Genomic DNA, 14,048 nt, shown 5'->3' on the forward strand with positions numbered 1-14,048 from the left:
TACCATGTCACGACCCGGACAAAGGCGATCCCCCATGAGCGAAGAGACCCCCGAAGAGCCGAAGTTCAAGCGTCTTGGACCGGTCAACTGGCTGCCCGAGGAGCGCAAGGTCATCGAGCGCTACGAGGAGCGCGTCCAGGACCTGGAGCGGCGGCTCGCCATCGCCGAGGCCAAGGCCGACTACGCCCAGTGGAAGCTGGAGTCGACCAGGGTCCAGCGTCCGTACCGGGTGGCCGAGGTGCTGACGGCGGCCAAGGGCTCGGGGGTCACCGCGTTGCCCGGCAAACTCCGCTCCGCGATGCAGACGCGCACGGGGCCCAGGCCGCCCCGGCCGGTGAGCGAGGTCGTCGAGGAACTGGCCCACCAGGGGCCCGTCGTCGACGTACCGAAGGTCACGTGGCCCGACGGCCCGATCGTCCGGCCCGACCTGCGGGTCGCGGTCATCCTGGACGACTTCTCCCGGATGGCCTTCAGGTACGAGTGGGACCAGATCGAGTTCGGTCTGCGCGACTGGCCGGAGGTCTTCGCCGAGCGCCGGCCCGAACTGCTGTTCGTGGAGTCGGCCTGGTACGGCAACCAGGGCCGCTGGCGCTACCAGATGACCGGGACGAACGCCCCCAAGGCGGAGCTGCGCGCACTGGTCGACTGGTGCCGCGCCGAGGGGATCCCCACGGTCTTCTGGAACAAGGAGGACCCGCCGAACTTCGACTTCTTCATCGACACGGCCAAGCTGTTCGACTACGTCTTCACCTGCGACGGCGACATGGTCCCCCGCTACCGCGAGGTGCTGGGCCACGACCGGGTCGACGTCCTGCAGTTCGCGGCCCAGCCCCGGGTGCACAACCCCATCCAGGACAAGCGCGGGCGCCTGCACGACGTGGTCTTCGCCGGCATGTACTTCCGGGACAAGCACCCCGAGCGCCGCGAGCAGATGGAGACCGTCCTCGCCCCGATCCGCGAGCTCGGCCTGCACATCTTCGCCCGCAACGGCACCGTCGACGAGAAGTACGCCTGGCCGAAGGAGTACGTCCCGCACATCGTGGGCGAGCTCCCCTACGACCAGATGCTGGCCGCGTACAAGATGTACAAGGTCTTCCTCAACGTGAACTCGGTCCTCGACTCGCCGACCATGTGCGCGCGCCGGGTCTTCGAGCTGTCGGCCTGCGCCACCTCGGTCGTCTCGGGCTGGTCGCGGGCCATCGAGGAGACCTTCGGCTCGCTGATCCCGATCGCCCGGGACGAGCTGGAGTCGTACAACCAGGTTCTCCACCTCGTCAACAGCCCCGAGCTGCGGGCCCGCCAGGGTCACCTGGCCATGCGCGAGGTCTTCGACAAGCACCTGTTCTCCCACCGGGTGGACCAGGTCCTCCAGGTCCTCGGCAAGCCCGTGCAGCCCAGGACCCGGTCGATCTCGGTCGTCCTGCCCACCAACCGCGCCTCCCAGATCGAGCACGCGATCTCCTCGGTGGCCAGGCAGACCCACCGGCCGGTCCAGCTCGTCATGGTCCTGCACGGCCTCGACATCGACCCGGTCGTCGTCGCCGACAAGGCCCGGGTGGCCGGGGTCACCGACGTCGTGGTGCTGCCCGCCGACGCCTCGCTCTCGCTGGGCGCCTGCCTCAACATGGGCATCGCCGCCGCCGAGGGCGAGCTGATCGCCAAGATGGACGACGACAATCTCTACGGCGAGCACTACCTGTCGGACCTGGCCCGCGCCTTCGACTACTCCGACGCCGAACTCGTCGGCAAGGGCGCCCACTACGCCTATTTCGAGGGCAGCAACACCACCATGCTGCGCCTGCCCGGCCTGGAGCACCGCTACGCCTTCCTCGTCCAGGGCGGCACCTTCCTCGGCAAGGCCGACATGTTCCGCCACTACGGGTTCGAGGACGTCACCCGCGGCGAGGACACCCGCCTGGTCCGCCGTCTCAAGGAGGACCGGGTCAAGATCTACTCCGCCGACCGGTTCAACTTCGTTTACTGGCGCAGCGGCGACGCGGGCAAGCACACCTGGCAGGCCGACGACATCAAGCTCACCCGCAACGCCCAGTTCTCCTTCGTCGGCCGCCCCGACGACCACGTGATGATCTGACGTTCTCCGGCCGGGGCGACAGCCCCGGATCGCGACCCCGGCGTCGCGGCCCAGGGGCGACGGTCCCCGGCGAGATGGAACCGCACCACGTCGGCACGCCATGCACCCGCGCCGGCCATTCGGCTGCGCCGGCCGACGCCATTTCCGATCCGGCATCGCCCGGACAACACCCCTTCTGCAAAGGCATCGCCGCCAAGGGCCCATGACGCGGCCCTTAAGTCCCCTCCAAGGAATATCCAAAGTAGTTCCAAACCCGCCGGGGGATCCTTTCTCCATGCCCCCGGTAGGCCGGGCACCCCTGCCCAGAGGAGACATGCGTGTCGGTTTCCAACAGGAGCGGGACGGCAAGCCGGAGCCGGCGTCACATCCAACACAAGGAGTGGCGGATCGCCTGCTTCACCGATGGAGTCCGATAAATCCCATCTTCCGCCTTCCGCCACCCGAAAGACGAATGAGAGTTCCTTGAAGAGCTACCGAAGATTCGTATCCGCCGCCGTAGCCGCAGCGGTCGCGGTATCGATTCCCGGCCTGACCGCGACGGAAGCGGCAGCCGTCACGAGCAGCACGTACGTCCAGGCGACGCTGATGGAAACGACCACCGTGACGGCGGACTGCAGTTCCACCGCGGTCTGGGGCGTCGCCGCGGGCGAAGGCACCCGCGAGCGCCGTTGGGGAAATTACCAGGTATGCGGGTACCCGACCGCCGCCGTCACCGTCGGCCAATGGCAGGATGGCATGGCCGACGAGCTGGACAGCATACAAGGCGCAACGGCCATGAAGACGGCCGCCAAAATAGGCCTCATCCAAGACGCCCAGTCTCGCTGCGTCTACTACATGCCCACCGGCCCCGATCGAAGCCCTACCGTGACCGTGAGAAGGAGGATCTACCACCTTGATCTAGTGGAGCGCAAGTCCGACGGCTCGACCACGGCGGTCGACCATGCCGAGGGCACCGTCGACGACCGCCCGTCGGTTTCCTGGAGCCCTACCTGCAACACCCGGCCCTGATCACGTAGACACGGCGCCGCCGTCGAGCCGTTACCGGAACCCGGGCGGCCTGCTGGTGGCACCCGACGGACCGGCCGCCGACCATCTCGGCTACGACATACACGAGGCGGCCGCGGTGGAGGCAACACCCGTAACGGCACCCGCGCCAAGACCGTCATCATCGATGCCGGACCGGTGGAGATCGCCGCGCTCAAGCGGTTCATGGAGTTCGCCGAGGCCGGGGGCGGCAGGTATCCGGCGATCGTCAAGCCGTGGGAGGACGCCTGAGTTGAATCCGTGCCGTTCTTGTCGTTCGATGTCGAGATCCGCCGGATGATCTGCTCGACGAACGCGATCGAGTCGGTCAACGCCCGGATCCGCCGGGCGGTCAGGGCCCGCGGGCACTTCCCCGACGAGCAAGCCGCGCTCAAGTGCGTCTACGTGGTGATCATGAGCCTGGACCCCACCGGCACGGGCCGCAACGCTGGATGAACCGAGGGAAGGCAGTTCTGAACGCCTTTGAGATCACCTTCGAAGGTCGACTGCTGGCAGTCCGCCCCGCCGGATGGGATTCGGCGGGGCGGAATCAACCAACAGCGGCCCCGCCCGGGATCCCGGGCGGGGCCGCTGCGAATGAGGTCGCACGTCGCATGAGCCCTCGTGCGCCTGCCTGGCACCGCTCCCCGGCTCCGTGCCCGGGCTCAGAGAACGCCTCCGGGCCCGGACCGGGAGCGGGAGTTACCGGACCCCGCGCCTACGGTAGAGGCTCACGGTCAGGATGACGCCGACGGCGGCGACAGCGACCTGGAGAAGCAGCTCGATCCAGTCGACCCCGCCCGTGTTCGCGACTCCCAGGGCACCGGCGATCGCGGTACCGATGAGGGCGGCGACGATACCGATGACGATGGTCAGCCAGATCGGGATGCCCTGCTTGCCGGGCACGACCAGCCGGCCCAGGGCTCCGATGATGGCGCCGATGACGATGGCGGTGAGGATACCGGTAACTGTCATGTTGCACACTCCCTGTTTGCTCAGCTGCCAGGCGTATGCCCGAGAAAAGGGGGTCAACACATGACGGGTGCCGCAAAATCTACCTGCGCTGATCAGACCTGGTGGGAGCGGGATCAGCGGCTCCGCTCACGCCCCCCGGAACCGCCCGGGGCGGAGGCGGGAGCAGGCACGGGATCGGCCGAGGACACGGGGGTGGGAGCGGGCACGGGGGCGGCGGAGGACATGGGGGCGGGGGCGGGAGCGGGAGTGGCGCCGTTGAGCAGGCTGCGGACCAGGCCCAGCCCGGTGCCGCCGAGGGTGAGCGCCTTGGCGAGCATCTCCTCGACACCCTGAGCGCCGTTGAGGACCACCATGTGGTCGACATTGCCGAACGCCCTGGAGCCGGCCTCGACGATCTGCGGCCAGTTCTCGGCGAGCTGCTGGGCGATGACCGCTTCCTGGTTCTCGGCCAGCGCCTCGGAGCGGGCCCGGATCGCCTCGGCCTCGGCCAGGCCCTTGGCCTTGGCGGCCTCCGCCTCCGCGAGTCCCTGGGCTCTGGCGGCCTCGGCGGCGGCCAGGCCGCGGGCCTTGGCGGCCTCGGCCTCACCGAGACCGGTGGCCCTGGTGGCCGCGGCGGCGGCCTCACCGCGGAGCCGGACCGACTCGGCCTCGGCCGCGGCGGCCTGCTTGACCTGGGACGCCTGGGCGGCGGCCCGGAGTTCGGTCTCCCGGGCCTCGGCCTCGGCCTGGGCGATGCGGGCGTCGCGCTCGGCCTGGGAGAGCTTGACGGTCTCGTACGCCTTGGCGTCGGCGGGCTTGCGGACCTGGGCCTGGAGGCGCTGCTCGGCCAGGGACGCCTCCAGTTCGGCGGCGCGGGTCTCCTGGACGACGACCTCCTGGCGGGCGGACGCCTCCGAGAGCGGTCCGGCCTGGCGGGACCTGGCCATGGCCTCGTCGATCTCGGCCTGGTAGGCGGCCTGCTTGATCTGGGAGTCACGCCAGGCGGCGGCCTTGTTGGCGGCGGCCACCTGCTCCGCCTCGGTCGCCTCCTGGTCGCGCTGCGCCTCGGCGATGCGGGCCGCGGCGGCGATCCTGGCGGCGTGCGGCTTGCCGAGGTTGGTGATGTAGCCGGTCTCGTCGTCGATCTCCTGGATCTGCAGCGAGTCGACGATCAGACCAAGTTTGATCATCTCGTCGGCGGCGGAGGCGCGGGTCTCACCGGTCAGCCGTTCGCGGTTGAGGATGAGGTCCTCGACGGTCAGGTTGCCGATGATCGAACGCAGGTGTCCGGTGAACAGCTCGTGGATGGCACCGTTCATCGAGTCCTGCTGGTCGAGGAAACGGCGTGCGGCGTTGGCGATCGAGTGCAGGTCGTCGCCGACCTTGTAGATCACCACGCCCCGCACGACCACCGGGATGCCCTGCTGGGTGACGCAGGAGACCTGGAGGTTGGCCGCGCGGCTGTCCAGGCGCAACCGACGGGCGTTCTGGAAGCCGGGCAGCACCGCGGTGCCCTTCCCGGTGATGATTTTGAACCCGAGGCTGTCGGCGGTGTCGGACTTCCCCCGGGCGCCGAGGCCGGAGACGATCAACGCCTCGTTGGGTTCGGCCACCCGCCAGAAGGCCTTGAACAGCATGATCAGGATGAGGAGGGCGACGAGGACGACGCCCCCGATGACGAGGTACTCCGTAGGCATCACGGCCTCCACGGTGGGGTGCGGAGAGATGAGGGGTGCGGGGATGGGGGGAGGGAAACGACGGAAAACACAGAAACGCGGGGAAGAGGACGGACGGACGCGGGGAGGCAGGCAGAGGGACGAGCGGGGGGACGAATGGGGAAAAGTGGAGGGACGAGCGAGTGGAGGTCAGGAGAGCGCGCGGGCGACGTAGACGGTCCGCGGCGGGAAGAACTCGACGACGACCACGATCGAGCCGGTGGCGATCTCCTCGTCGGGGACCGTGGGATGCGCGTAGAACGCCTCGACGCCCCCGCGGACCGACACCAGGACCTCCCCCACCAGACCGGGGCCGATCTTTCCGGTGACCCTGCCCTGCTTACCGATCACCCAAAGCTCCTCGCACCACCGTCAGACAGAACTGCGATTGTGGACGTTACTCCGGTGGGACTGGCTTCACCAGCCTATAACCGGTGCAATGACCATCGCCCCAATAACAGCGCTATTCCTGGCGTTTTATCATCTTCCCGGCAACGATCCGGTACCCGGGGTCGTTCCGGCGCTCCACGGTCAATGCCCGCGGCCCGCCCGGGGTCGGAAACGGCCGGAGGCGGCCGGTCCGCCCGGGGCCCGGGGTCCGGTGCGCGGGCCGGAGGGTCGACGGCCCGCACGGTGAGCCGGAGGACGGCGGCCCGCACGGTCGTCCGAAGACAGCAGGACGGCGGTCCGCGCGGCGGGCCGGAGAACGCCGCACCGCATTCCCCGCGGACATCACCGGAAACAATCCAGGTATAGCCGGTTACCGCCCGCCGAATTTTCGTGTGTCCCTACATGGCAGGCATGGTGGAGATGTCACCCGGCACGTTTCCCCAGCCCGGGTAAAAAGTTCACGGGAAAGCAGCGCGGCGGCGGCGACGGTCCGTTCACATCGTGAGGATCGCCCCATGACCGATCCTCGCGAGATCAATCCGCGTAAGGCCCGGGAACTCGGCATGGACCGGCCCATCTCCCGCCGCGACTTCTTCGACGGGGTGGCCGTGATCGCCGGGATCGCGGCGCTGGGGTCGCCGGCCGGGTGCGGCGGCGCGCGGGCCGCCGTGACCGGTGCCCCCGGCGCGGACGAGCTCCAGGCTCCTGCCGACCTCTCCTACCCGCCCGCCTTCACCGGGCTGCGCGGCGACACCGCGGAGGCGATCGGCGTGCCGCACGCCCTGCGCGACGGACGGTTCTGGCCGTACGCCGGCACGCCCGAGGCCACCGGGGAGCGTTACGACCTGGTCGTGGTCGGCGCGGGCATCAGCGGCGTCGCCGCGGCCCACCGGTGGCTGGAGCGCCACCCCCGCGCGCGGATCCTGATCCTGGACAACCACGACGAGGTGGGCGGACACGCCCGCCGCAACGAGTTCTCCCCGCGGGGACGCACGGGGCCGCTGGTCGCGTACGGCGGGTCGCGGTCGATCAGGAACCCGTCGGCCTGGACCCCCGAGGGCAAGGACCTGCTGGACAAGCTCGGGATCCGGCCGCGGCGCCTGGAGAGGTACGTCGACCGGCGGCGGTACGAACGTCTGGGCATGCACGACTCCGTCTTCTGCGACCGGGAGTCCTTCCCCGCCGGCTCCGCGGACCGGCTGGTCGTGCTCACCCCCGATGCCCGCCCCCGCCGCTGGATCGCCGAGCTGCCGGTCGCGGAGCGGGCCCGCAGGGACCTGGTCATGTTGTACGAGGACCCGCCCGACTGGTTCCCCCGGCTGTCGGCCGAGGAGAAGCAGGAGCGGCTGGCCCGGCTGACCTACTCGGGCTTCCTGCGGGACGTCTGCGGCGCGCACCCCGACGTCCTGGCCTTCGTCAGAACCCTGCCCGTCGAGGAGTGGGGGTACGGCGCGGACGCGCTGGGCGCCATCGACGCCTGGGGCGGCGTGGACGGCCGGCCGTACCCCGGCCTCCAGGGGCTCGGGCTCGACCGGGACAAGCCGTCCCGGTACAACTCCCCGACCGTGATCAGGAACTGGGGCGCCGACGAGCCGCGCGTCCACTGCTTCCCCGAGGGCAACCAGGCGATCGTGCGGATGATGCTCGGCCGGATGATCCCCGGATTCGCCACCGCCGTGGACGCGGAGAGGATCACCACCGCGGAGTTCGACTACGGCACGCTCGACCGGCCGGGCAACCGGGTGCGCGTCCGGCTGTCCAGCCCGGTGGTCTCGGTCGCCAACGATGGTGCCCCCGAGGGTGCCCCCGGACGCGCCACCGGCGCCACGGTCGGTTACTTCGACGGCGACCGGGTCAGGACCGTCCAGGCGGGCGGTGTCATCCTGGCCTGCTGGAACGCGATGATCCCGTACCTGGTCGACGACCTGCCGCCCGCCCAGGAGCGGGCGCTGCACCGGGCGGTCAAGGTGCCGGTCCTGCACGCGACGGTCCAGCTGCGCGACTGGCGGGCCTGGAAGGAGCTGGGGATACGGCGGACCCGGTTCACCGGTGCCTACTGGTGCGTGGCCGAACTCGCCGATCCGATCGACATCGGCGGTTACCGGAGCCCCGGGCGGCCCGAGGAACCGATCACCGTGCACCTGACCGGTTCGCCGGTCGCGCCGGGGATGTCCCCGGCGCACGGTTCGATCGCCGGGCGGTACGCGCTGCTCAAGACCCCGTACGCCCACCTGGAGTACGGCATCCGCGAGCAGCTCGCCCGGCTGCTCGGGCCCGGCGGGTTCGATCCGGTCCGCGACATCGAGGCGATCACCGTCAACCGGTGGGGGCACGGTTACGCGCCAGAGTACGCCACCCCGTGGGACATCGACTTCTACCCCGACGGCCCGTTCCCGGCGAACGCGGCCCGGCGGCGGCACGGCCGGATCGCGATCGCCAACTCCGACTCCGTCCCGTCCCCCCGCGCCGACGCGGCGATCACCGCCGCCTACCGGGCGGTGGACGACCTTCAGACCTGACGCCCCCGGCCGGGTACGGCGCCGTCGCCCACATCCGCCCGTCCGGCACGGGCCGGTGCGACGCCGTCGCCCGCGTGCGGCACCGGCCCGGTACGGCCGAGCGCGGCGCCGTCGCTCACGTCCACCGGTCCGCTACGGGCCGGTGCGACGCCGCCACCGGATCGCACGGGCCGCCTGATCCTGGTGAATGCCCAGCTCATCTCGGGTTCGACCGCCCAGCGGGTGACCCGCCTGACCGGCCCGGTGCACAGCAGGGCGGCGAGAACCACCCCGAAGAGCGCCACCGCGGCCACCCCCGGCACGGTCTCGGCCCAGTCGCCGTAGAAGCGTTCGGCGACCTTCACCATCAGGCCGTGGAGCAGGTAGGCGTACATGGTGGCGGCGCCGAGCCCGGAGTACCAGGTCCGCCGGGACGGGGTCACCGCCAGGAAGGCCGCGACCAGCAGCGCACCCGCGGCCAGCATGCCGAGGCGGATCAGGCTGCCGGTGAGGTCGTCCACCCCGATCACGTCGTTGGCGTGCCGCCAGCGGATCCACTCGGTCTTGACCTGAGTGTGCACGGCCAGGGCCACGACGGCCCCGGCGACCAGGGTGAACGCCCCGGCCGCGCGGACCCGCCGCCGCCGCAGCCAGGCGAAGTGCTCCGGCCGGAGCATGAGGCCGAGCACGTAGAACGGGAGCAGCCCGAGCGTGCGGTTCATCGACAGCTCGTCGGGCAGCCTGCTCATCCCCGACAGCAGCGACAGGCCGACCGCGACCGCCAGCGGCCACCGGAGTTGCTGCCAGACCGGGGTGGACAGCCGCCACAGGAACAGCGACATCAGGAACCAGGTCAGGTAGTACGGATCGAGGAGGCTGATGTCGAGCTTGCCGTACAGGACGAGACGGGGCAGCGCGTAGAGCAGCTCGAAGATCACATACGGCACGGCGAGCGTGCTGATCAGCTTGCGCGCCTTGCCCGAGGAGAAGGTGAAGTTCCGCGACAGGTAACCGCTGAGCACGATGAACAGCGGCATGTGGAAGGTGTAGACGAAGAAGTAGGCCGCGTGCGCGACGGCCACGTCCCGCAGGTCCTCGACGAGGTGGCCGGAGACGACGAGGACCATCGCCAGGAACTTGGCGTTGTCGAAGAAGGGATCCCGGCCCCCGGCGGGCGTGGGGGCCACCCGCGGCGGGGTCGTGACGCTCACAGCCCCGGGACGTTAACCGGCCGTGTCCAACGCCCGGCGAACCGCCGATGACGCCCCGGGGAACTTCGTCCCCGCCGCCTCCACGGCACGCCCGCCGGACGGCGGGGCGGCGGTCAGGCCACGGCGGCCTCGCTGGCCTCCCAGAGGACGCGGGCGAGCTCGGGGTCGGACATCCCCTTCGGGACGGACGCGGGGGCGCTCCCGGCGAAGTAACGGCCCGGGTGCGCCGCGCCGTCCGGATGGGTGGCGAGGTGGACCAGGGTGCTCGCACCCTGCTCGACGGTCTGCCCCATGCCGGGGATGTTCTTCACCATCCACATCACGAACGTCGACGGGGCGAACTCGGTCTTGATCACGCCGGGGTGGAAGCAGGTGGCGGTCACGCCGGTGCCGGCCAGGCGCCGGGCCAGCTCCACGGTGAACAGCGCTCCCGCCTGCTTGGAGTCGCCGTACTGCAGCCAGCCGCTCCAGCGCCGCCGCTCGCGGTCGAGGTCGGACGGGTCGAGCCGCCCGGTCTTGCCCGCGCGGGAGGAAGTGGTGATCACACGGCTCCCCACCCGGTCGAGCAGCAGGTTCGTCAGCAGGAAAGGCGCGAGGTGATTCACCTGGATCATGGTCTCGTGACCGTCGCGGGTGAGCTTCCGCTCGGTGGTCATGACACCCGCGTTGTTGACGAGGACGTCGATCCGCTCGTATCGGTCGCGCAGGTCAGCGGCGAGCCGGCGCACGTCGTCGAGAGAGGTGTAGTCGCAGGTGAACGTCGCCGGACGGGCTCCTGCGGCCCCCCGCACCCGCTCGGCCACCCGGTCCAGTTTCTCCGGGTTACGGCCGACCAGAACAACCTGCTGCCCGCGCCGGGCGAGCTCCACCGCGGCGGCCTCGCCGATTCCGGCACTGGCCCCGGTAATCACAGTAATCATCCCATCCTCCACTGCGCGGAAACCTTATTCGGTGCTAGTCTCCTGTGCGATCTTCCGGAGGCGTATACATCCCTAAAGCGGCACGAGCCTCCACACGCTCAGAGGTTGGGACGAGTGGACATGGGCTCTGCAAACCGCTCGATTCGGTTCAAGATCTTCTTGCTGCTGCTCCTACCCCTGCTGTCCCTGAGCGCGATGTGGGGCTTCGTCCTCAACCTGACCGTGGGCGACGGGGTCAGCCTGCTGCGGGCCGCCGACCTCTACCAGTCGGTGGGCCTCACCTCCACCGAGCTGGGCCTGCAGCTCCAGGCGGAGCGGACCCAGGCGTCGGTGGTCGTCAGCTCCCGGGAGTCCGTCAGCGGGGTCGGCGAGCAGCGTGCCCGGACCGACCGGGCCGCCGAGGCGTTCCGCAAGGCCTCGGCCGACGGTGATTCCGGCAGTCCGGAACTGCGCGCGTCGCTGACCGGGCTGCTCCGCCAGCTCGACCGGCTCCCCGCCATCCGCGCGGGCGTCGACAGCAGCCGGCACTCGCGGCTGAGCGCGCTGGCCAGCTACAACCAGATCCTCGACTCGGTCTTCCTGATCTACGACCAGATGTCCGCGGTGCCCGACCTGGCGATCTTCCAGCAGGCCTCCGCCATGCAGTCGATGGGCAACGCCCGCGAGATGATCGCCCGGGAGAACGCCCTGGTCAGCGGGGCTTTGATCGATCATCAGCTGTCCCACGACGAACGTCACGCCTTCGCCGACTACGTCGCCACGCGGCGTTTCCTGCACACGCGCGGACTGGCCGCGCTGGACGCCGAGCTGGGCAAGCCCTACCGCGACACCTTCTCCTCCACGGCCTTCGAGAAGTTCACCGAGCTGGAGAAGGCCATCATCGAATCCTCCGGCGACCGGTTGCCGCCGCAGGCCGCCTCGTGGAAGGCGACCGCCAACGGAGTCGCCACCTGGCTCGACCAGATCGGCCTGTCGTCCTCGAAGAAGCTGTCCGAGCGGGCCGGGGCCGTGGCCACCGACATCATGATCCGCATCGCGATCGCCGGCGGCGTCGGCCTGGTCGCGGTGGTCGCCTCGATCATCTTCTCCGTCCGGTTCGGCCGCCGGCTGGCCGGGGAGCTCGCCGGTCTGCGTTCGGCGGCCCTGGACCTCGCGGACGTGCGGCTGCCGCGTGTCATGGAGCGGCTCCGGCGCGGCGAGGAGGTCGACGTGCAGGCCGAGGCGCCGCCGATCAAGGCGGGCGGTTCGGCCGAGGTGCACGACGTCGCCCACGCGTTCGGCTCGGTGCAGCGCACCGCCGTCGAGGCCGCGGTCGGCCAGGCCAACCTTCGCCGCGGCGTCAGCCAGGTCTTCGTGAACCTGGCCCGGCGCAAGCAGAGCCTGCTCCACCGTCAGCTCACGCTGCTCGACAGCATGCAGCGCCGGTCCACCGACCCCGACGGCCTTGAGGACCTGTTCCGGCTGGACCACCTGACCACCCGCATGCGGCGGCACGCCGAGAGCCTGATCATCCTGTCCGGTGCGGCGCCGGGCCGGGCGTGGCGCAAGCCGGTGCCGGTGGTCGACGTCCTGCGGGCCGCGATCGCCGAGGTCGAGGACTACACCCGGGTCAACGTGCTGCCGCTGCCGGAGGTGTCGCTCGACGGCTCCGCGGTGGCCGACCTCACGCACCTGGTGGCCGAGCTCATCGAGAACGCCACGATCTTCTCGCCGCCGCAGACCACGGTGACCGTGCGCGGTGACGTGGTGGCCAACGGCTTCGCCGTCGAGGTGGAGGACCGCGGCCTGGGGCTGAGCAGCATGGAGTACGCGGCGATCAACGAGAGGCTGGCCGACCCGCCGGAGTTCGACCTCGCCGACAGCGACCGCCTCGGCCTGTTCGTGGTGGGCCAGCTCGCCTCCCGGCACGGGGTCCAGGTCATGCTGCGCGCCTCGCCGTTCGGCGGGACCACGGCCATCGTGCTCATTCCGCGCGCGCTGATCGCCGAGTCCGACACGCCGCTCAGTCTCACCGCCGAGCGGACGCCCTTCAGCTCCGCCGAGCGGACGCCCTTCAGCTCCGCCGACCGGGCGGGCGAGCCGGCCGGGAGCGTCCCGCGCTCCGCGTCCGACCCCGCACCGGCGGCGTCCCGGGCAGGCGCGGGCGAGGACCGGCCGTCCGGTGGCCTGCCCCGCAGGACGAGGTCGGTCCCGCCGTCCGCGGCGTCCGCCGGTCCGTCCCTCAGCGTGGTGACCGATCTGCCCGCCCGCGGTCCGGCGAACGGCCGCTCCGGGACGCGTTCCGGGGACCCGGGGAACGGCCGGTCGGCGGCGCGGTCCGACGATCCGGCGAACGGCCGGCCCGGGACGCTTCCCGGTGACCCGGCGGGGCAGCCGGCCCGCCGCGAGTCGATCTGGGATGCGGGCTCACGGCCTCTGCAGCCCCAGGAGCCGCCGGAGGGGCCGGGGAAGGTCGGCGAGACATCCGGTGAGGACCCGGCCGGCCGCACCGCCACGACCGGGCACGGCGGCCCGACGCGCCACACGGCCGTGGAGCCTCCCAAGGGGCCGGGCGGGCTGCCCAGGCGGATCCGGCAGGCGAACCTGGCACCCCAGCTCCGTCAGGAGCCGGAGGCGACGCCCGCCGACCGGGCACCCAAGACCGGGCCGTGCGAGGAACGCTCACCCGAGGAGGTCCGTGCCCTGTTCTCCGCCTTCCAGGCGGGTGCCCGGCGCGGGCGCGAGGAGCAGAGCACTGACTTCGCACACCACATGACAGGCGACAAGGGGGACGAATGACCGGAAAATTGAGCAGCACCGGCGAGCTGAACTGGCTCCTCGACGACCTGACCACCAGGGTGGGCGCGGTACGACAGGCGGTGATCCTCTCGACCGACGGGCTCGCCGTCGGCTTCTCGAAGGGGCTCAGCCGCGAGGACGCCGAGCATCTGTCCGCGGTCGCCTCCGGGTTCCAGAGCCTGGCGCGCGGCGCGGGACGCCATTTCGGCGGTGGCGAGGTGCGCCAGACCATCGTGGAGATGGAGTCGGCGTTCCTGTTCGTCACCGCCGCCGGGCAGGGCACCTGCCTCGCCGTGCTGAGCAGCTCCGACGCCGACGTCGGCCACATCGCCTACGAGATGGCGATGCTCGTCAAGCGGGTCGGCCAGCACATCTCCACCAACCCCCGTCAGGGGCTCTCGTGAGCGAACGAGGCGACCACGTCTCCCCGTGGGGGCCGTTCGATCCCTTGGCTCATCGCCGGAGGT

Annotated in this window: 10 protein-coding genes and 1 pseudogene; 6 read left to right on the plus strand and 5 right to left on the minus strand. The window is 70.7% G+C overall.

Features of this window, described 5'->3' with window-relative positions; genetic code table 11:
* The first annotated feature begins 34 nt into the window (after positions 1–34).
* From F4562_RS15535 to F4562_RS15545, 3 genes and pseudogenes are all read left to right on the plus strand, one after another.
* The gene (locus tag F4562_RS15535; protein ID WP_184537350.1) at positions 35–2,092 is read left to right on the plus strand and encodes a glycosyltransferase family protein; all 2,058 of its coding nucleotides are present in this window, start codon (positions 35–37) and stop codon (positions 2,090–2,092) included.
* 462 nt (positions 2,093–2,554) lie between these two features.
* A complete protein-coding gene (locus F4562_RS15540; RefSeq protein ID WP_184537348.1) occupies positions 2,555–3,100 on the plus strand; it encodes a hypothetical protein in 546 nt (181 codons plus the stop codon).
* A 228-nt stretch (positions 3,101–3,328) separates the two neighbouring features.
* Positions 3,329–3,636: pseudogene (locus tag F4562_RS15545) on the plus strand (transposase); the annotation flags it as partial.
* Between the two features lie 181 nt (positions 3,637–3,817).
* Here F4562_RS15545 and F4562_RS15550 read toward each other — a convergent pair.
* From F4562_RS15550 to F4562_RS15560, 3 genes are all read right to left on the minus strand, one after another.
* Positions 3,818–4,090 carry a GlsB/YeaQ/YmgE family stress response membrane protein gene (locus F4562_RS15550; RefSeq protein ID WP_184537346.1) on the minus strand — a complete coding sequence of 91 codons (273 nt, stop codon included), beginning with the start codon at positions 4,088–4,090 and terminating at the stop codon, positions 3,818–3,820.
* 113 nt (positions 4,091–4,203) lie between these two features.
* On the minus strand, positions 4,204–5,766 hold the full coding sequence (locus F4562_RS15555; protein WP_246473443.1) for a flotillin family protein: 1,563 nt from the start codon (positions 5,764–5,766) through the stop codon (positions 4,204–4,206).
* A gap of 168 nt (positions 5,767–5,934) precedes the next feature.
* A complete protein-coding gene (locus F4562_RS15560; protein ID WP_184537344.1) occupies positions 5,935–6,135 on the minus strand; it encodes an NfeD C-terminal domain-containing protein in 201 nt (66 codons plus the stop codon).
* A gap of 554 nt (positions 6,136–6,689) precedes the next feature.
* Here F4562_RS15560 and F4562_RS15565 point away from each other — a divergent pair.
* Complete coding sequence (locus F4562_RS15565; protein ID WP_246473444.1) at positions 6,690–8,693, plus strand: NAD(P)-binding protein; 2,004 nt, start codon at positions 6,690–6,692, stop codon at positions 8,691–8,693.
* On the opposite strand, the gene F4562_RS15570 is transcribed toward F4562_RS15565, so the two are convergent.
* On the minus strand, positions 8,684–9,883 hold the full coding sequence (locus tag F4562_RS15570; RefSeq protein WP_184537342.1) for an acyltransferase family protein: 1,200 nt from the start codon (positions 9,881–9,883) through the stop codon (positions 8,684–8,686). The two genes, F4562_RS15565 and F4562_RS15570, sit on opposite strands and share 10 nt — an antisense overlap.
* A gap of 113 nt (positions 9,884–9,996) precedes the next feature.
* On the minus strand, positions 9,997–10,803 hold the full coding sequence (locus tag F4562_RS15575) for an SDR family oxidoreductase (protein ID WP_184537340.1): 807 nt from the start codon (positions 10,801–10,803) through the stop codon (positions 9,997–9,999).
* A gap of 120 nt (positions 10,804–10,923) precedes the next feature.
* On the opposite strand from F4562_RS15575, the gene F4562_RS15580 reads away from it, so the two are divergent.
* Positions 10,924–13,581 carry a nitrate- and nitrite sensing domain-containing protein gene (locus F4562_RS15580; RefSeq protein WP_184537338.1) on the plus strand — a complete coding sequence of 886 codons (2,658 nt, stop codon included), beginning with the start codon at positions 10,924–10,926 and terminating at the stop codon, positions 13,579–13,581.
* Positions 13,578–13,985 (plus strand): roadblock/LC7 domain-containing protein, encoded by a 408-nt coding sequence (locus tag F4562_RS15585; protein ID WP_184537336.1) that lies wholly within the window; start codon positions 13,578–13,580, stop codon positions 13,983–13,985. Before F4562_RS15580 ends, F4562_RS15585 begins: the two co-directional genes overlap by 4 nt.
* Positions 13,986–14,048 lie beyond the last annotated feature (63 nt).

This window comes from Streptosporangium becharense (assembly GCF_014204985.1).
Taxonomy (GTDB): Bacteria; Actinomycetota; Actinomycetes; order Streptosporangiales; family Streptosporangiaceae; genus Streptosporangium; species Streptosporangium becharense.

Coding starts and splice junctions, on each gene's coding strand:
- F4562_RS15535 (WP_184537350.1), top strand. CDS start 35: ATGAGCGAAGAGACCCCCGAAGAGCCGAAGTTCAAGCGTCTTGGACCG.
- F4562_RS15550 (WP_184537346.1), bottom strand. CDS start 4,090: ATGACAGTTACCGGTATCCTCACCGCCATCGTCATCGGCGCCATCATC.
- F4562_RS15555 (WP_246473443.1), bottom strand. CDS start 5,766: ATGCCTACGGAGTACCTCGTCATCGGGGGCGTCGTCCTCGTCGCCCTC.
- F4562_RS15565 (WP_246473444.1), top strand. CDS start 6,690: ATGACCGATCCTCGCGAGATCAATCCGCGTAAGGCCCGGGAACTCGGC.
- F4562_RS15575 (WP_184537340.1), bottom strand. CDS start 10,803: ATGATTACTGTGATTACCGGGGCCAGTGCCGGAATCGGCGAGGCCGCC.
- F4562_RS15580 (WP_184537338.1), top strand. CDS start 10,924: ATGGGCTCTGCAAACCGCTCGATTCGGTTCAAGATCTTCTTGCTGCTG.
- F4562_RS15585 (WP_184537336.1), top strand. CDS start 13,578: ATGACCGGAAAATTGAGCAGCACCGGCGAGCTGAACTGGCTCCTCGAC.